General features: G+C 67.9%; 15 protein-coding genes. 12 read left to right on the forward strand and 3 right to left on the reverse strand.

All coding sequences use genetic code 11. The annotated features are described in order from the left end of the window. Positions 1-98 precede the first annotated feature (98 nt). The 7 genes from EV653_RS35705 to EV653_RS35735 all read left to right on the forward strand — a co-directional run bounded on the left by EV653_RS35705 (position 99) and on the right by EV653_RS35735 (position 7309). Positions 99-848, forward strand: a complete 750-nt coding sequence (locus tag EV653_RS35705) for a sugar phosphate isomerase/epimerase family protein (protein ID WP_134109998.1) — start codon at positions 99-101, stop codon at positions 846-848. After that, positions 845-1942 (forward strand): Gfo/Idh/MocA family protein, encoded by a 1098-nt coding sequence (locus EV653_RS35710; RefSeq protein WP_134110001.1) that lies wholly within the window; start codon positions 845-847, stop codon positions 1940-1942. Before EV653_RS35705 ends, EV653_RS35710 begins: the two co-directional genes overlap by 4 nt. After that, complete coding sequence (locus EV653_RS35715) at positions 1939-2547, forward strand: SGNH/GDSL hydrolase family protein (RefSeq protein ID WP_134110004.1); 609 nt, start codon at positions 1939-1941, stop codon at positions 2545-2547. Before EV653_RS35710 ends, EV653_RS35715 begins: the two co-directional genes overlap by 4 nt. A 65-nt stretch (positions 2548-2612) precedes the next feature. Then, positions 2613-5051, forward strand: a complete 2439-nt coding sequence (locus EV653_RS35720) for a glycoside hydrolase family 2 protein (RefSeq protein ID WP_134110007.1) — start codon at positions 2613-2615, stop codon at positions 5049-5051. Positions 5052-5142: 91 nt separating this feature from the next. Continuing rightward, positions 5143-5880: a 3D domain-containing protein gene (locus EV653_RS35725; RefSeq protein ID WP_134110010.1), complete on the forward strand. Its 738-nt coding sequence runs from the start codon at positions 5143-5145 to the stop codon at positions 5878-5880. Between the two features lie 4 nt (positions 5881-5884). Beyond that, a complete protein-coding gene (locus EV653_RS35730; RefSeq protein ID WP_134110013.1) occupies positions 5885-6439 on the forward strand; it encodes a GNAT family N-acetyltransferase in 555 nt (184 codons plus the stop codon). 15 nt (positions 6440-6454) lie between these two features. Continuing rightward, positions 6455-7309, forward strand: coding sequence for a polysaccharide deacetylase family protein (locus tag EV653_RS35735; RefSeq protein ID WP_238160677.1), 855 nt, complete (start codon positions 6455-6457; stop codon positions 7307-7309). 1 nt (position 7310) lies between these two features. On the opposite strand, the gene EV653_RS35740 is transcribed toward EV653_RS35735, so the two are convergent. Next, a complete protein-coding gene (locus tag EV653_RS35740) occupies positions 7311-8015 on the reverse strand; it encodes a GNAT family N-acetyltransferase (RefSeq protein WP_134110016.1) in 705 nt (234 codons plus the stop codon). A gap of 147 nt (positions 8016-8162) precedes the next feature. Here EV653_RS35740 and EV653_RS35745 point away from each other — a divergent pair, with 147 nt between their 5' ends. Genes EV653_RS35745 through EV653_RS35755 form a run of 3 tightly spaced genes read left to right on the forward strand, consistent with a single transcriptional unit; the run spans position 8163 to position 12260 of the window. Beyond that, complete coding sequence (locus EV653_RS35745) at positions 8163-10631, forward strand: hypothetical protein (protein WP_134110019.1); 2469 nt, start codon at positions 8163-8165, stop codon at positions 10629-10631. Next, positions 10628-11926 (forward strand): pentapeptide repeat-containing protein, encoded by a 1299-nt coding sequence (locus EV653_RS35750; RefSeq protein WP_134110022.1) that lies wholly within the window; start codon positions 10628-10630, stop codon positions 11924-11926. The genes EV653_RS35745 and EV653_RS35750 overlap by 4 nt, the downstream gene beginning before the upstream one ends. Before the next feature lie 25 nt (positions 11927-11951). Further along, the gene (locus EV653_RS35755) at positions 11952-12260 is read left to right on the forward strand and encodes an antibiotic biosynthesis monooxygenase family protein (protein ID WP_134110025.1); all 309 of its coding nucleotides are present in this window, start codon (positions 11952-11954) and stop codon (positions 12258-12260) included. Here EV653_RS35755 and EV653_RS35760 read toward each other — a convergent pair. Further along, entirely contained in the window at positions 12257-13714 is a 1458-nt protein-coding gene (locus EV653_RS35760; protein WP_134110028.1) for an NAD-dependent succinate-semialdehyde dehydrogenase, read from the reverse strand. The two genes, EV653_RS35755 and EV653_RS35760, sit on opposite strands and share 4 nt — an antisense overlap. A 34-nt stretch (positions 13715-13748) precedes the next feature. Further along, positions 13749-14819 carry an MsnO8 family LLM class oxidoreductase gene (locus EV653_RS35765; protein WP_134110032.1) on the reverse strand — a complete coding sequence of 357 codons (1071 nt, stop codon included), beginning with the start codon at positions 14817-14819 and terminating at the stop codon, positions 13749-13751. Positions 14820-15157: 338 nt separating this feature from the next. On the opposite strand from EV653_RS35765, the gene EV653_RS35770 reads away from it, so the two are divergent. Together EV653_RS35770 and EV653_RS35775 are read left to right on the forward strand one after the other, a co-directional pair. Then, positions 15158-18121, forward strand: a complete 2964-nt coding sequence (locus EV653_RS35770) for a type 2 lanthipeptide synthetase LanM family protein (protein ID WP_134110034.1) — start codon at positions 15158-15160, stop codon at positions 18119-18121. Positions 18122-18133: 12 nt separating this feature from the next. Then, the gene (locus EV653_RS35775) at positions 18134-18337 is read left to right on the forward strand and encodes a hypothetical protein (protein WP_134110037.1); all 204 of its coding nucleotides are present in this window, start codon (positions 18134-18136) and stop codon (positions 18335-18337) included. Positions 18338-18396 lie beyond the last annotated feature (59 nt).

Below are 18396 nucleotides of genomic sequence, written 5' to 3' on the forward strand. Positions count from 1 at the left end.
GGTGGGATACCGTTGCCGTCGTTACTTAACCGGTTCGGCTTATCAGTCGGCGCAAACCCCAGGGCAGCGGGTGACGCGCCGCCGACAAGGAGAAACCAATGGTCGCAGTGGACCACCTGTCCCTCCAGTTGTACACGGTCCGGGGCAAGCTCGACGAGGACTTCGACGGCACCCTGGCGCGTATCGCGGAGATCGGCTACACGAAGGTCGAGCCCTTCGGTGTGACCGCCTACGCGGACCGTCTGGCCGACGCGCTGCCCAAGCACGGACTCTCGGCCCCCACCACGCACGCCGGCCTGCTGCGGGACGAGGCCGGCCCGATCTACGCCGCCGCCAAGCGCCTGGGCATCAGCACGGTGATCGACCCCCACACCGATCCCGCCCGCTGGCAGACCGCGGACGACATCAAGGTCATCGCGGACGGGCTGAACAAGGCCGCGATCGAGGCCGCCGACCACGGCATCACGGTCGGCTACCACAACCACCAGTTCGAGCTCGAGTCGAAGATCGGCGGCGTGCACGGGCTGGAGATCCTGGTCGACAACCTGTCCGACGACGTGATCCTCGAGGTCGACACGTACTGGGCGGCCGTCGGCGGCGCCGACGTACCGGCGCTGCTCGGCAAGTTCGGCGACCGGGTCAAGGCGATCCACGTCAAGGACGGCGACGGCACGCTGAACAACAAGGCCCAGGTCGCGGTCGGCGACGGCGTCATCGCGGTCCGGGACATCCTGGCCGCCGCACCGAACGCGCTCCGCGTGGTCGAGCTGGACGACTTCACCGGCGAGATCATGGACGCGGTCCAGGGCAGCTACACGTTCCTGACCGGAGAAGGGGCACCTGCATGAGCCCTGTCGGCGTAGGTGTGATCGGCGCCGGAGTCATCTCCGACGCCTACATCAAGAGCATGCAGAGCTTCCCGGACCTGAAGGTCGTCGCGATCGGCGACCTCCGGCCGGAGGCTGCCGCAGCGAAGGCCGAGGAGTACGGGATCGAGGCCCACGGCGGCCCCGAGGTCGTGCTGAACCACTCCGACGTCGAGATCGTGGTCAACCTGACCATCCCGATCGCACACGTCGAGGTGGCCCTAGCAGCGGTTGCTGCAGGCAAGCATGTCTGGAGCGAGAAGCCGTTCTCGCTGGACCAGGACAGCGGGCTCAAGCTGCTGGCCACGGCACAGGACGCGGGCGTGCGGCTGGGCTGCGCACCCGACACCATCCTGGGCCCCGGACTGCAGGAGTCCCGTCGCATCATCGAGCGCGGCGACATCGGTACGCCGCTGACCGCGCTCACCCTGATGCAGTCACCCGGCCCGGAGTCCTGGCACCCGAACCCGGCGTTCCTGTTCCAGGAAGGTGCCGGCCCGCTGTGGGACATCGGCCCGTACTACCTGACCACGCTGGTGCAGCTGTTCGGTCCGGTCGCCGCGGTCGCGGGGATCGGGTCGAAGTCGAAGGAGAAGCGCACGATCGGCTCCGGTCCACTGGCGGGGACCGACTTCGACGTGACCGTGCCGACGCACGTCAGCGCGATCGCGAAGTTCGAGTCGGGTCAGTCGTCGCAAAGCATCTTCAGCTTCGACTCGCCGCTGTCGCGGGCCGGGTTCGTCGAGATCACCGGCTCGGACGCGACCCTCGCCGTACCGGACCCGAACGGGTTCGACGGTGAGATCAAGATCCGTCGCCGCGGCGCCGACGACTGGGAGACCGTCGCCGAGACCAAGGCGGTGGCTCAGCGCGGCACCGGTGTGCTGGAGATGGCACGGGCGATCCGGGCCGGCCGGCCGCACCGGGCGACCGGGGCGCTGGCGTTCCACATCGTCGACGTGATGGCCTCCATCACCGATTCGATCGACACCGGCGCGTTCGTCGACGTGAACAGCGCGGTCGAGGTCGCGCCGATCCTGCCGGACGACTGGGACGTGACCGCAGCAACGCTATGACGAGCATCTTCCTCGATCCCCGGCGGACCGTCGTGTTCGCCGGGGACTCGGTCACCGACTGCGGCCGCCGCACCGACCCCGACGGGCTGGGCGGCGGTTACGTCCGCACCCTGTACGACGATCTCGGCGAACGCCGGCCGAAGATCGTCAATGCCGGCATCAGTGGCAACCGGGCGGCCGATCTGGCCGACCGGTGGGCAGACGATGTGCTGGCCCACGATCCGTCGCTGGTGTCGATCCTGATCGGGATCAACGACACCTGGCGGCGGTACGACGAGAACGACCCGACGACGGCGGAGTCCTTCGAGGCGTCGTACCGGGCGCTGCTCGACCCGCTGAACTGTCCGGTGGTCCTGATGGAACCGTTCCTGCTGCCGGTGAAGGACGGGCAGGACGCGTGGCGTGAGGACCTGGACCCGAAGCTCGAGGTGGTCCGGAAGCTGGCCGTCGAGTACGGCGCGATCCTGGTGCCGACCGACGTCGAACTGACGAAGCAGGCCGCGTCCGTCGGCCGCGAAATGCTCGCCGGGGACGGCGTGCACCCGAGCCCGGCCGGACACCGTGCCCTCGCCGACCTGTGGCGTCGGTACGTGCTGGACAACTGACCTCCGCCGATCCGCCGACGTACCGGCGCGGCTTTACTAAACCGGTTCACCCCTGGAGTCCGACTGTGACATCGCTGAAGACCTTTGACCTCACCACCGACGGCGGCGCCGCCTGGACCGTCCGCGCCGTCGACGGTCCGGTGCCCGACGGCCTGATCGACCGCCCGGTGGCCGCGACCGTGCCGGGCGAGGTGCACACCGACCTGCTCGCGGCCGGCGAGATCCCGGACCCGTTCGACGGCGACAACGAGTCGAAGCTGCACTGGATCGGACGGACCCGATGGAGCTACCGGACGACGTTCAGCTGGGCTGCTGACGGCAACGACCGGCAGGAGTTGGTCGCCGAGGGGCTCGACACGGTAGCCACCGTCACGCTGAACGGTCAGGAGATCGGCCGGACCGCGAACCAGCACCGGTCGTACCGGTTCGACGTCACGAGCGTTCTGGTTGCCGGGGACAACGAGTTGGTAGTCGAGTTCGAGGGTCCGGTGGCGGCGGCCGAGGCCGAGCGGGCGAAGGTCGGCAGCTGGCCGCACACCAACCTGCACCCGTACAACGAGCTGCGGAAGATGGCCTCGAACTTCGGCTGGGACTGGGGACCGGACGTCGCGACCGCGGGGATCTGGCAGCCGATCCGGATCGAGTCCTGGTCGGGCGTACGGATCGACGCGGTCCGGCCGCTCGCGGGCGCGGACGGCGTACTGAACACCTTCGTCTCGCTGGCCTGGACCGACACCGCCTCCGAGTACGCGACCGTCACCGTCGAGGTCGGCGGGACGACGCAGACCGCGAGTGTCAAGCCCGGGTGGGACACCGTCGTACTCACCAACACGGTCCCCGAGGTTGACCTCTGGTGGCCGCGCGGGCACGGCGAACAGCCGTTGTACGACGTGGTGGTCACGCTGGCCGACGACAGCTGGACCGGGCGGGTCGGCTTCCGCGACATCACCGTGAACGTTGCCCCGGACAACGACGGTACGCCGTTCGTGCTGTCGGTGAACGGCAAGCCGATCTACGTGCGCGGCGCGAACTGGATCCCCGACGACGCATTCGTGACCCGATTGAATGCCGAGACGTACAGGACCAGCATCCAGGACGCCGTCGATGCCGGTATGAACCTGTTGCGCGTGTGGGGCGGCGGGATCTACGAGAGCGAAGACTTCTACGACGTCTGCGACGAGCTGGGAATCCTTGTCTGGCAGGACTTCCTGTTCGCGTGCGCGGCGTACTCCGAGGAGGAGCCGCTGCGGAGCGAGGTCGAGGCCGAGGCACGGCAGGCGGTCACGCGCCTGAGCAAGCACGCCAGCCTCGCGGTGTGGAACGGCAACAACGAGAACATCTGGGGGTACGTCGAGTGGAGCTGGCGGGTCCCGCTGGCCGGACGGCCGTGGGGCGCCGGGTACTACCTCGACCTGCTGCCGAAGATCGTCGCGGAGCTCGACCCGCGGACGCCGTACTCCGCCGGTAGCCCGTACTCGTTCGACCAGTTCATCCACCCGAACGACGAGCGGCACGGGACCATGCACATCTGGGATGTGTGGAACCAGGTCGACTACACGACGTACCGCAAGTACAAGCCGCGGTTCGTGTCGGAGTTCGGCTTCCAGGGCCCGCCGGCCTGGTCGACGCTGACGTCGGTCGTCCACGACGCGCCGCTGGATCCGTACGGTTCGCAGATGCTGGTGCACCAGAAGGCATTCGAGGGGAACCTCAAGCTGGAGCGCGGACTTGGTGAGCACCTGCCGGTCTGGAAGGACATCGACGACTGGCACTGGACCACGCAGCTGAACCAGGCGCGGGCTGTTGCCTATGGCATCGAACACTTCCGCTCGCTGTTCCCGTTGAACACCGGCGCGGTGGTCTGGCAACTGAACGACAACTGGCCGGTCGTCTCCTGGGCAGCCGTCGACGGACACGGGATCCGCAAGCCGTTGTGGTACGCGCTGAAGCGGGTGTACGCCGATCGCCTGCTGACCGTGCAGCCGCGGGAAACCGAGCTGGTCGTTGCCGCGCACAACGACACGGACAACGCCTGGACCACCGAGGTGACGGTGACCCGACGGTCGACCGCCCGCGACGGTGAGGTGCTGGCCCGTGAGACCTTCACTCTCGAGGTGCCGGCTCGGTCCGCGAGGATCAGCGAACTTCCGCAGTCTGTTGCGGTGACGTCGAACCCGACGAGCGAGTACCTCGAGGTGCGAGGCGCCGACGGCAGCACGGCGCACTGGTACTTCGCCGAGGACACCACCCTGGAGTTGGTGGCCGACGCCTACTCGACCAGCATCACGAAGACCGATGGCGGCTACGACGTGACCGTGACGGCCACGGCGCTGGCCAAGGATCTGGCCCTCTTCCCGGACCGGCTGGACCGGGCGGCGCGGGTCGACTCCTGCTTGATCACGCTCTCAGCCGGCGAGACGCATACCTTCAAGGTCACGGGTGCGCTCGCCCCGTCCGAGGTCGGCGTACCCGTGCTGCGATCGGCCAATGAGCTGCTGAACTGATTTACGTCGAGACCTTGACTAAAGGTGTGGCGGGACCGCTACTTGGGAGTGAAACCCCCTGGTCCCGCCCCACCTCGGAGGTCTTGCCGTCATGCGCTCGTTTGCCATCGTCCTGCTGAGCCTCACTTCCCTGCTGGTGGCTCCGACCACCGCATCGGCCGCTTTACCGGCCTGTCAGCACTTCTACACCGGGCCGATCCCCGACCGGCCGGTCTCTGGCGGTCACGGCAACGGGACCACAGCACCGCCGTACGACGTCAGCAGCCGCTTGCCCGCGCCGAGTGGGATCAGCGGTGGTCTGGGGGCGGACGGGAAGGTGACGTTCACGTTCAACCGGGTAGCCGGCGCGAAGGCGTACCGCGCGTTCCGGAACGGCCAGGCGCTGCAATGGATCAGCGACTGGGGCCAGCCGACGCTGCAGGTCACGGACGCAAGCCCGTGCGCCGGTGCGCATTACCAGGTGTATGCGATGTCGGCCGAGGACACTTCGGCGTCGTCGATCGGCCAGATCAGTACGTCGTACCGGCTCGACTCGTCCAACCACCTGGCGTCGTACCGGATGCCGGTCGGGACCACGCTGAACTACCGGGTGTCGGCGTACAACGATGTCGCGCAGACTGCGCTCGGCTACAACGCCGGCACCGGGATCTGCGCGGTGGACGCCCGCATCATCCCGTGGGGCACTCGCCTCTACGTCCCCGGCTACGGCCACTGCTACGCGGCCGACATCGGCAGCTGGATCAAGGACGACATCGTCGACGTCTGGTTCCCGCCCGGCCCGGACGCTGACAACTGGGGGATCCAGCGGCTGACGCTGACCGTAGAGTGAGTGGATGCGCTTCGCCGTACCGCTGACCGAGTCGGCCGAGTTGCGGCCGCTCGAGCCGTGGCAGGCTGCTGAGTTCCTGGCTCACGTGAACAAGGCCCGCGACGCGCTTGCGCCGTACGCGCCGTGGGTCGAGGTGGTCACGGACGAGGAGAAGGCCCGGAGCTATCTCGGCCGGTATGCGCGCCGGCAGGCGGCCGACGAGGGCCGGATGTACGGGATCTGGCTCGATGGTGAGCTCGTCGGCGGCATGCAGTTCCGCGGCTTCGACACCGATCTGGGGATCACCGAGCTCGGCGCGTGGGTAGCGCCGGAGGCCGAGGGCCGCGGACTGGTCACGCGGGCCGCCCAGCGGATGATCGACTGGGCGTTCGGCGTACGCAGTCTCAATCGGGTCGAATGGCGCTGTACTGCGGACAACAGCCGGAGCGTTGCGACAGCGAAGCGCCTGGGGATGGTGCTCGAGGGCACGCTGCGACAGGCGTTCGTGCACCACGGCGTACACGACGTACAGGTGTGGGCGATGACCCGGACCGACTGGGAGCAGCGACCCTGGCGGTAGGCATACTGGGACATCGTGACCTGGGGGAAGCACGTAGCGGCCGGTGCCCTGCTGTTGACGCTTGTTGCTTGCAGCAACACCAGACCGGTCGAAACGCCGCAGACCCGCGCGCCTTCAGCGCCTGTGCGTACGGCGAAGCCGATCCGGCCGACCATTGCACCGGTGCAAGCCAAGCCTGGTGCGTCCACCAACGCGAAGCTCATGCCTGTGCTCGATCACGGGCCGCGGGACAGGAAGCAGATCGCGTTGACGTTCGACGCGGACCTGACTGCGCTGATGCGGAGACGGTTGGTCTCCGGCAAGGTCAAGTCGTACTACAACAAGGCGCTGATCGACGAGCTGCACGCACTGCACGTACCGGCGACCATGTTCCTGACCGGGATGTGGATGGAGCAGTACCCCGACGTCACCCGTCAGCTCGCCAACGACCCACTGTTCGAGCTGGGGACGCACACCTACGACCACCGCGGTTTCACCAAGCACTGCTACACGTTGGGCACTGTCCCACGCGACCAGATGCTCGCCGATGTACGCCGAGCCATCGTCGAGCTGGATCGGGTGGACCCACACGCCACCAGGTGGTTCCGCTTCCCCGGCGGTTGCTACGACACCACCGCGCTCCACGAACTGGCCCCGGCCGGCGTCACCGCGGTCGGCCTCGACGTCCCAGGCGCAGACGGCTTCGCCAAGTCCCCCCAACCCATCATCAAACAGGTCCTGGACCACGTACAGAACGGCTCCATCGTCGTCCTCCACATGCACGGCGGCGACAACGCCCCCTACACAACCCAAGCCGTAGGCCCAATAGTCCGCCAACTCCGGGCGCGGGGCTATCAACTGGTCACAGTGACCGAACTCGTCAGTCACTGACTCAGGGCAGCCGTCGCGCGGCATTGAGGTCGGAGAGCGAACGGAGCTGCAGCGATCCGTCGTCACCCTGCGCCGCGCGGTGCAACGACTGGTAGTCAGGATCACCGATCAGGTGCGCAGCACCCTCGCAGACGGCGAAGTACTCCTCGAGGAAGTCGGCCACCAGCGACCCGTCCACCTTGGGTTCAGGCGCCGAGTTCGTGATCAGTAGCAATCCCTCGACCCGGGGCGTCGTGGGCCGGAGCGACGGCTGGAAGTACGGGAGCGGGAGGAGTCGCCATCCTTCGCGTTGGTAGAAACCGATTCGGCGGGCCGGATCGCCGTACGGTCCGGGCTGGTGGCGTCGTGGATCGTCGATCTCTGCCAGGACCAGCCGTCCCTTCGCAGCGGGGCTGGACGGTGCGATCGTCGCGAGCAGCTCGGAGCCGAGGCCGTGGCTGCGCATCGCATCGGCGACGACGATGTAGGCGAGCAGCAGCACCCGGCCGTCGAGGTAGGGCTCGGTGACGATGCCACCGACCGGCCGGCCATCGTCGAGCAACATCGTCCCGTCGGCAGCCAGATCCGCCAGCTCCGACCGGAGTTCGGCGTACGTCATCAACTCGGCCGGCGGGAACATCGGAACCATCAGCTCCGCGTGGAATCGCGCGAGCGTGGCGTCGTCGACGTCGCGCAGCGACAGCGCGGTCAGGCCGGGCAGGGACATAGCTCGATCGTGCACCGACGGGGCGTTCCTGACCAGGCCCCGGGTGCTGGACGGCCGCGACTCCGGAGCGCATTCTGGGAGGGGGGTTTCACGGGGCCGGAAAAACGGGTGCCCCCTGTACCAGGGGGGTAGGGGATTGTGTTTGTTGTGCCACGGTCCGAGATCGAGGCCGGAATCTTGACAGTCGACAACGAGCGACGGATCGGCATCCTGGCGGGGGTAGCAGGGGCCGGAAAGACAACGGTTCTGGCCCATCTGCTGGCCAAGCCGCGCGAGAATCACAAGCCCCAGCGGGTGTCGCTGGAGAACTACGATCCCGGACATCACGGTGAGCGGGGCCCGCGCGCATCGGTCGGCGCGGTGCAGGGCAGTTTCCAGCAGTACCGCGCATTGCTCGAGAAACTGCTGGTCTGCTACGCGCCGGGCGCTGTCGACGATTTTCGCCGAGAGGCGATGGGCGCCCGGAACAGCGAAGTCACCAATGCCCGGATCTCGACGCTCGAAGACAGTATGAAAGAGCTCAGCGCTCCGCTCCGGCCGACCGACCTCGCGGACGCCTGGCGGGCAGCGGCCGCGGTGATCGGTGACTGCTTCTTGCGGCACTGGAACGCAGATACCGGCGACAGCATCCGGCTGCTGCTGCTCGACAACGCCGACGCGATCGCCGACCAGGACATCGGCGACTGGCTCGGGACGCTCCTGCCGCAACTCGAGAAGACCATCGTGGTGGCCACCCAGCAGCCGGACGCGAAGATCATCGGCGAGTCCTCGGACGACATCCTGGCCGAGCGGATCAAGCAGCCCTCCGCTTCGGGCCTCCGGGTCAGCGCGCTGGACAACTTCGAGCAGTCGACCGTCATCAAGGAGCTGGCGCGCCTGGGCGTCCGGGGGCAACTCGCGCAGCGGGTCTTCGACGTGAGCGCCGGCCATCCCGCCACCCTGTCGCTGGTCTACGAACTGCTCTGGAGCGATCGGGCCGTCCGCCCGGACAATCCCGAATCCCTACTGACCGACCTGCCGGAGCCCCAGCACGAACGAATCGCTGTACTGGTGGATCGACTCGTCGAGCGGTCCGGCCGGCCGGTGCTGCGAACGGCACTATGGGCCGCGGCGGTCCCGAGGACCTTCGATGCCGACCTGCTGCGGCACCTTCTCGACGGTCAGTCGCTGAGCGCCGATGAACAAGCCGCGATCTTCGAAGACCTGGGAAAGATGTCGCTGCTTGTCGAAGACGTGTCCGCGGATGACTCGAGCGAAGCCCCACGGCACTCGTTGCGGCTCCACTCCTACATCAGAAACGCGATTCTGGACCGCATGACGAGGCTCCACAGCGACCTTTTCACCGACCTGAATCGGAAGGCCGCCGAGTATTACCGGCAGCAGGTTCTGGAATACAAGTCGTCGACAGCCACCTACTCCGACGCCTCGGTTTACGAGGACACCACGTGGCAGGGCTACAAGCGGGAATGGCTTTATCACAACGGACTTGCCGTCACCAGCGCCGACAAGGAGGATGCGCTGGTTGAGTTCGCCACCGTGTTCGCGGAAGCGCACTGGTGGTGGGCGAACTACATCCATTTCGACTTCTGCGATGAATACCTGACCGACCTCGCCCAGCTCGCCGTACATCGCGGCGACAAGCGAATCAAGCAGACGTACTGGCCGGAACTCGGCGTTCTCTACGATTCCTTGCGGCTGGTACTCCGGGAGTACCCACCACGCTCGGTGAAACCGGCCGACGCCGATTGGCAGGGTATTCGCGACGCGTTGGCAATGGTCGAGGACGTGTGCGGCCTGACCAGCAAGCCGGCTGGATCGCTCAGTGAGCGGCAACAGCGACTGGCCGGTCTGCTTGCCTTGTTCACCGCTCACACGTGGCGCTACCCGCCCACCGACAGATCACAGGCGGACCCGTGCTACGTCCAGGCAGCCGCGGCGCTCGCCGACCCGTGGGACGTCGCCTGGGTCGAGTACGAGCGCGCGGATCTGCATCTGGAGTGCGGTGAGCTGACCGCTGTGCAGCTCCCGTGGGAGAAGGCGGCGGCCTTCGCGCAACCCGGCGACGAGCCGCAGTCCGCCCCGGACGACGAACTGATCAGCAACCTCCACCGAGTCCGGGCCGACTATTGCTGGACGATCGGTGACTACCCGCGCGCCGCGGCGTCGTACGGCAAGGCGGTGCTGCACGCCTATCTGTTCCATCTCGCTGGTCCGGCGCCAGATGAATACACGTTGCAGTTCTACGTCGACGTGCGCGCACGGGCACTAAGCCGGTTGTTCGGGCTGGATCCTGATCAACGGCCGAACGCACTGAAGTACGCCGCGATCATGGCCCGAGCAATGCCCATCGTTGTGAGTGCCGACCCCTCACCGGCTCAGGTCCTCCGGTCGACACTCGAGGACGACGACGGCGTGCCCCGGGCGGAGGAGGCGATAGGCCGGCTGCTCGACAGACAGCAACCGCTGCTGCTCGCCCAAGAACTCTTCCCGCGCGGTCCTCAGGTGGAAGAGCTGCACATGCGCCGGTCCGACTTCAGCATCGAATGCCGCAGGTACGTCGCGGCCGTCAAGCGCACTGGCATTCTGACCGACCTCACCAGCGAGGTATGGCCGTGAGCAGCCCGATCCGTCCGAGATGGCAGAAGGTCGCTACCGCCATCTCGCGGTACCCGACGGTCTGGATCCTGCTGCTCACCATCCTGGTGATCATCGCCATCTGGCCGGTCCCTACCCTGCTGGTCCAGAGCGGCCGGCTGAGCGAGACCGACCGCCTCAAGGCGGTGGCCGACACCAGATCCGGCGTTATCGCCACGCTGACGGCGCTCGCCGGGGCCGGCGGTCTGGCCTACACCATCGCCACCTACAGACTCGGCGTCGCGGATCGTCTGATCGAACGCTTCGAGAATGCGGCCGCACAACTTGGACACCGGAACGAAACGATCCGGTTGTCCGGCCTGCTTGCGATCGCGCAACTCGCGGACGAGTCCCGGCATCAGCGACAGGCTTGTATCGATGTCATCTGCGCACATGCGCGGCTCTCCTCGTCGCGACAATCCTCGTCGCCGTCCCGAGCGGCGGCTCTCCGCGTCATCATCGACCATCTCCGTTCCGACGCGCGGGTCAGCTGGTCCGGCCACGACTTCGACCTGTCGAACATCGCTGTGGTGGAGGCCGACTTCCACGGTCTCGATCTGACCGGGGGTTCGTTCAGCTTCGACGGCGCGACGTTCGCTGTCTCCGGTCCGGACATCGAGCCCTGGCTGGACGAGACCGTCTCGTTCGCCGGCACGAAGTTCGCCGGCGCCAACGTCACCTTCCGCGGCGCAACCTTCGGGACGGAGTGTCGTATCAACTTCGACGAAGCGGAGTTCACCAGGGGGCGGGTCTGCTTCGACCACGCACGATTCGAGGCCGGTGCGGTCTCGTTCCGGGCCGCGAAGTTCGGTCCCGGCTGCGCCGTCACCTTCGACCACGCGACGATCCGTGACCAGGCCGAGCTCAGCTTCACCGATGCCGATGTGACGGGCCCGGGCCTGTCCTTCGCGTGGACAGACTTCGCCGAGAGTCAGAGCGCCGGCAAGGTCGCGTTCCAGCAGGCGACGTTCCGTGGACCGATTGCCTTCGACCACGCGATCGTCGATCGCGTCATCGATCTGAGCCGGGCCGAGTGGGACGACGCGACGATGCGGCTCGACCATGCCGAGTTCCGGTCCGGCCAGCTGGATCTGCGGTTCGCCCGCGGGACAGGCGCCACGATCTCGCTGACCGACGCAGAGCGGGGCGCCGGTCAGATCATGCTCTCCGAGGAGTCGGCGTCGCTGTTCCGCACCACTGGTTACGCCCGGCCCGCGGACTTCTTCGGGAGCGACGTGTGGCCGCCGACCGCTCTCTCGACGCCACAGGCAACATAGAGCAACCACCGAGAAGGTGAACGCAATGGAGATCGTGTTGTTCCACATCCGCACCAAACCCGGCATCGATCAGGACGCGTACCAGAAGGCTTTCGAGCGGATGCTCGAGCTGGTCTCGGCGATGCCCGGGTTCGCCGGGATCGAGGGTTTCGCCGGAGAGGACGGCAGCGAGTTGGCCGTCGCCCGGTTCGAGTCCCGCGAAGCGATCGAGGCGTGGCACCAGCAACCCGAGCATGTCGAGACCCAGGACCGCGGACGCGAAGAGTTCTTCGACGGCTACGACATCACCATCGCCACTGCCTGGAAACATTACAGCTGGCCCAGTTCGGCCTAGAGACTGACGGCGACGTACTTGAGTTCCAGGTATTCGTCGATTCCTACTGTGCCGCCTTCGCGGCCGAGGCCGGATTGTTTTACGCCGCCGAAGGGGGCGGCCGGGTTGGAGACGATGCCCTGGTTGAGGCCGATCATTCCGGCCTCGAGGCGTTCGGAGACCCGGAGGGCGCGGCTCAGGTCCTTGGTGAACAAGTAGGAGACCAGACCGAACTCCGTGTCGTTCGCCATCCGCACGGCCTCGTCCTCGGTCTCGAACGCGGTCAGCGGCGCGACCGGTCCGAAGATCTCCTCCTTCTGCAGCCGCGCAGTGACCGGTACGTCGGCCAGCACGGTCGGCTGGAAGAAGTATCCGTTGCCCTCAGCAACGGAGCCACCGGTCAGCGGACGCGCACCCTGGGCGATCGCGTCGGCGACCAGGTCGGCGACCTTGTCCCGTTGCTTGCCGTCGATCAGCGGACCGACGTCGACACCGGCCTCCGTACCGCGGCCGACCTTGAGCGCAGTCATCCGCTCGGTCAGCCGGGACGAGAACTCTTCCATCACGGCCGAGTGCACGTAGATCCGGTTGGCCGACGTACAGGCCTCGCCGCCGTTGCGCATCTTGGCCAGCATCGCGCCGTCGACCGCCTTGTCCAGGTCGGCGTCCTCGAACACCAGCAGCGGCGCGTTCCCGCCGAGCTCCATGCTCGTCCGCAGTACCTGGTCGGCCGCCTGCTCGATCAGCTTGCGGCCGACCGAGGTCGAACCGGTGAAGGACAGCTTGCGGGCCCGGCCGTCGCGGATCAGCGGCTCCATCACGCCGCCCGCATCGTTGGTGGTGACAACGTTCAGCACCCCTGCCGGGAGACCGGCCTCGGTCATCAACTCGGCCAGCTTGAGCATCGACAGCGGCGTCTGTGCGGCCGGCTTGATCACCATCGTGCAGCCGGCGGCGACAGCCGGTCCGATCTTGCGCGCACCCATCGCCGCCGGGAAGTTCCACGGGGTGATCAGCAGGCACGGCCCGACCGGCTGGCGCATCAGCAGGAAGCGGCCTGAGCCGTTCGGTGCGATCTGGTACCCGCCCTCGATCCGGACCGCTTCCTCCGCGAACCACCGGAAGAACTCAGCTGCGTAAGCGATCTCGCCCTTGGACTCGGCGACCGGCTTGCCCATCTCGAGCGTCATCAGCAGCGCGAGGTCGTCGGCCCGCTCGGTCATCAGCTCATAGGTACGGCGCAGGATCTCGCCGCGCTCACGGGGTGGCGTGGCGGCCCACTCCGCCTGCGCAGCAACCGCTGCGTCGAGCGCTGCCTTGCCGTCGGCCGGACTGGCATCCGCCACGTCGCAGAGCGTCGCACCGGTGGCCGGGTCTTCGACGGCGAGGGTCTCGCCGCCGTCGGCCGCTACCCACTTGCCACCGATGAACAACTCGGTCGGACACGCCTCGACGACTTCCCGCTCCGATGACATGGATCCGCCTCTCGTCTGGTTCGCAGTACCCAGATTAGGCGGTGGCTATCAGCGGGGGTGCGCTCCTCGGGACGGTACGGACGATGCGGGTCAGGCCGGCTGCGACGGTGCGGAGGATGGCCGAGCGGATCAGTCCGTCGAAGGCCAGTGGGACCAGCATGACCTCGTCTGCCGTCGTACTCGCGACCAGTTCGCCCAACTGGGCCGCCACCGTCGCACGGGAGCCGACGACGTACCCGTGGTCGTCCATCAGCCGTTCTGCGCGGCCACGCTCGCGACCGGTCAACGGCGGGTCCAGAAGCGCTGTCAGCTCGGCCGACGTGACACGTGGTCCCGCGGCGGCCAGCCGGGTCTTCACTCGGACGTACTCCGCGAACCGAGCCATGGCCTCTTCCTCGGAGTCAGCTGCGACCACGCCGGCCGTGACAGCGAGGTACGGCCGCACCTTCGGCCCTGTCGGCTGGAAGTGCTCGCGGTAGGCCTCGACCGCGGCAGACGTCGCCGCTGCTGCGCAGTGGTGCGCCAGGAACAGAGGCAGTCCGCGTACGGCGGCGGTCACCGCAGTGCGCGGGTGATCGGCCAGCACGAACACCGGCGGCGGCAGTCCGGCCAGTGACAGCCGTACGTCGCCTACCGGCACCCGACCGGGCGTTCCGTCGCGCAAGAACCCGCACAGCTCGTCCAGCCGCTGCGCGAACGAGTCACGTGCCCCGCCGGCGAGTGCTGCCGCAGTACTAGGTGCGACCGTGCGCTGCTCTTCGACCCCAAGGTCGATACGACTCGGGTACGCCGCTGCGAGTGCGGCGAACTGCTCCGCGACGACCAGCGGTTGATGGTTGGTCAGTAGGACCCCGCCGGCCCCCAGGCGGATCCGGTCGGTCCGAGCGGCCAGCACTGCCGCGAGTACTGCCGGTGCTGCCCCGCCGACGCCTCGGACACCGTGCTGCTCTCCTAGCCAGAACCGGCGGTATCCGAGGTCGTCGGCAGCGAGTGCTACCTCCGCCGTTTCCCGGAGCGCGGCCGCAGCCGACTGACCGGGCAGCTGCGGTACAACGTCCAGCACAGAGTGGGCTGAGACGGGAAGTCCGGGAGCGACAGTGAGCACGCGCCCACCGTGACAGTGCGGACACGGTTCACGCATGGGGATTCCGCACCCAAGTTCCGGGCGGCGTGCCCCCATCCTCGACGGGCCCGCCGACACCCGAAAATGGGGGTTCGGAGCCCTTGCCCGGCCCGCTCCGCCACGGGCATCGTTCCCGGCGTGCCGACGGCCTTCCACCAAGGGCCGGCCGGCCCGGTCCGCTGTCGCGGGGTCGTCAACCCCCCAGTCGTCACCCCGCGGCAGACACCGATCGACACTCAGCTACGCCGACCCGGAACGGCCAAGAATATGGGGGCTGAGTACCCATGCCCGGGCCCTGCCCCCGATGGCAGCCTGAGCCCGTGCTCAACTCAGCGACCGCGGGAACGGCCCGGATCAACCAGCGCAAGAGCTGGTGGTCGGCGGGCGTTCGACCGCACGAGTTGACCCACTCCGCGCCGGCCTGGGCCGAGTACGTGGAGCGCAGTACCTCTCTCCCACCGAGCGCGCCTGCCGCCGGTCGAGACCCTGCAGGGACCGGTGTCATTGGCGGCTACACGTCAGGTGGAGCGGCCGCGGCAACGGATGGGTCCGGCACGGACTGGCGGCAGGCGCTCATGCGTTGCCTGGAACCGCTGCTGGACTCGGCTCGCCGGGATCTGGCCGCAGCCGGGCACACCGGCGTACTCGCCGAGCAATTCCTGCAGCGGTTAGGACTCCGCCTGGTGAAGCTGGCCGCCCGCACGCTGGTCCTGGAGCTCGCCCGGGCCAGGGACCGCGGCGAGCTGGCCGGCGACACCCCGGCCGCAAGGTTCCTCGACTTCACCCACCGGCTCGTGGGAGGGAGCGAGCTGGCGGAGTTCCTGGCCGCGTATCCGGTGCTGGCCCGGGTTCTGGGCGAGTCGTGCCGACAGGGCGTCGAGGGTCACCTCGAGCTGCTGGCCCGACTCGCCGAGGACCGTGAGTCACTCGTCACCGGACTGCTCGACGGCCGCGACCCCGGCACGCTGACCTCGATCGACCCCGGAGGCGATCCCCATCGGGGCGGTCGGTGCACCGCGATCCTCACCTTCGCGGACGGCCGGCGGCTGGTCTACAAGCCCCGGTCCCTGGAGCTCCACCAGCACTTCAACGCCTTCGTGGACTGGCTGAACGCAAAGACCGCAGTGGACATCCGCACGGCCCGCCTGCTGACCCGGGACGGTTACGGCTGGCTCGAGTATGTCGTGCACGAGCCGTGCGCGGACTTCGCCGGCGTACGTCGGTTCTACCAGCGACAAGGTGCTCTGCTGGCGTTGCTGTACGTGCTCGACGGCACCGACATGCACTTCGAGAACCTGATCGCTGCCGGCGACCAACCGGTGCTGGTAGACGTCGAGACGCTGTTCCACCCCAGTCGCCTCCCGGCGACGGCGTCGAGCCACGATCCGGCCGACCGCGCACTGGTTGCCTCGGTGTACCGCACGGCGCTCCTGCCGCTGCTCGTGCCAGGAGAGTTCGGCGTCGCGGATGTGTCCGGTCTCGGCGGTGGGTCGACCGCGCCGATGAGCGTGGTCGACTGGGCCGACGCCGGACTGGACTCGATGCACCTGGTACGTCGTCCCGGACAGACGCCCATCGCCGCCAACCGGCCGATGCTGGACGGTGCGACGATCGAGCCGCGCGAGCACGAAATCGCTGTGCTGACAGGGTTTCGGGCCGCGTATGAGGCGATCGCCCGGCACCGCGAGGAGTTCCTCGGACCGGACGGAATGCTGACGCAGTGCGCCTCGGACGAACTCCGGTTCGTGCCGCGCAGCACGTCGCTGTACAAGGGTCTGCTGGACGAGTCGACCCACCCGGACGCACTGCGTGACGCGGCCGGCCGGAGTCAGCTGCTGGACCTGCTGTGGGACGCGGACGAGTCGCTGCACGCGATCGTCCCGCAGGAGCTCGCCGACCTGTGGGCAGGCGACGTACCGCTGTTCACTGCTCGCCCGGACAGCACCGACGTGTGGGCGTCGGACGGCACCCGGATCGCCGATGTCCTCGCAATGACAGGGCTCGCGGCGGTCGAGGCGAAGATCGCAAGCCTCAGCGACGTGGACGAGCATCGGCAGACCTGGCTGATCTCCGCGTCGCTGGCCACCCGTCCGGAGCCGATCAAGCACGCCAGTACGAGGACGAGGCAACATGTCGGCACGACCGAAGCCGACCCCGATCAGCTCCTCGCCGCGGCTACCGACATCGCCGACGAGATCGTCGCGCAGGTGATCGGTGAAACCGGCGGCGCGGCCAACTGGCTCGGTCTCGAACTGCTCGACGACCACCACTGGGCTGTGCGTCCCATGGGCGCCGGCCTGTCCAACGGTTACACCGGTGCGGCGCTGTTCCTCGCACAGGTCGGCGCACTCACCGGAGCCGGCAAGTACTACGAGTTGGCCCGCGACGCGATCCGTCCGATCCCGCTGCTGCTCGAAGCGCTGGCCGGTGACCTGGAGTCGGCTCACTTCGTCGGACCAGGCTTCCACGGCCTCGGCGGTATCAGCTACGGCCTCCACCGGCTGTCCACCCTGCTCGGAGACTCCGGGCTGACCAGCTGGCTGGCAGCGTCGCTGGAGCTCACCGAGCAGCTCACGACGGACCCCACCGAGTTCCCGTCGTACGTCGAAGGCGCGGCCGGCGGACTGGCCGCGATGCAAGCAATAACAGGACTTCCGGCCGCCGGCCGACTGGCCGAGCGGTACGCGGATCACCTGGTCACCACAGTCGAGAGCGGCCTCCGTGGCCGGGTAGCAGCGGAACACGGCTTCGCTCGCGGCTTCCAGGGAATCGCATGGACCCTCGGGCAGTACGGCGTACCTGGAGACAGGTACCTGGATGCCGCCCGGACGGCAGCCGACCTGGACCGGCGGAACGCACCCGCCGGCCACGGCTGGTGTTCGGGCGACGCCGGGACAGCGCTCGCCCGGGCGGCGGCCGGAGTACCAGCGGATCTCGACAGCTATCTGAGGGCCGCGGCAGAACGCCCGGTGCTCGCCGACCTCAGTCTGTGCCACGGCGAGCTCGGCGCGGTGGAGTCACTGATGTGGCTCGCCGCACGTGAGTACCCAACTGCAGAGGCGGCACGGCGACGTCGTGCCGGGTTGGTGCTCGCGGCAGTACAGCAGTACGGACCGCAGTGCGGAACACCACGCGCCGTACCGTCTCCAGGCCTGCTGACCGGCCTGGCAGGGATCGGGTACGGGCTGCTTCGTCTTGCGTACCCCGAACGGGTTCCGTCCGTCCTGTTGCTCGAACCAACCGCCGGGTCGAGGTGTGGCACAGCGCCAAAGCCCACACTGTGACAGGAGAGCAGCATGACCGCCCAGCACCACGATGTTCAGCACGAAACTCCGGCAGACGAGCACTTCACTGCGCCGGACCACACCGACCCGATCACGATGCCGAAGCGGTACCGCGTCGTCGCCCGGGTGATGGGCCTGATCGGCGTCATCGGCGTGAGCACGATGGCGGCTGCCATCGCCGTGCCCAACGGCAGCCCGTGGGTCGTCGGCGGGTAAGCAGCTTGCCGGCAGCAGCGAACGTTTGATGGAGTGACCGGCCGCCCGTTGCGGGCGGC

The organism is Kribbella pratensis (assembly GCF_004365355.1).
Lineage (GTDB): Bacteria > Actinomycetota > Actinomycetes > Propionibacteriales > Kribbellaceae > Kribbella.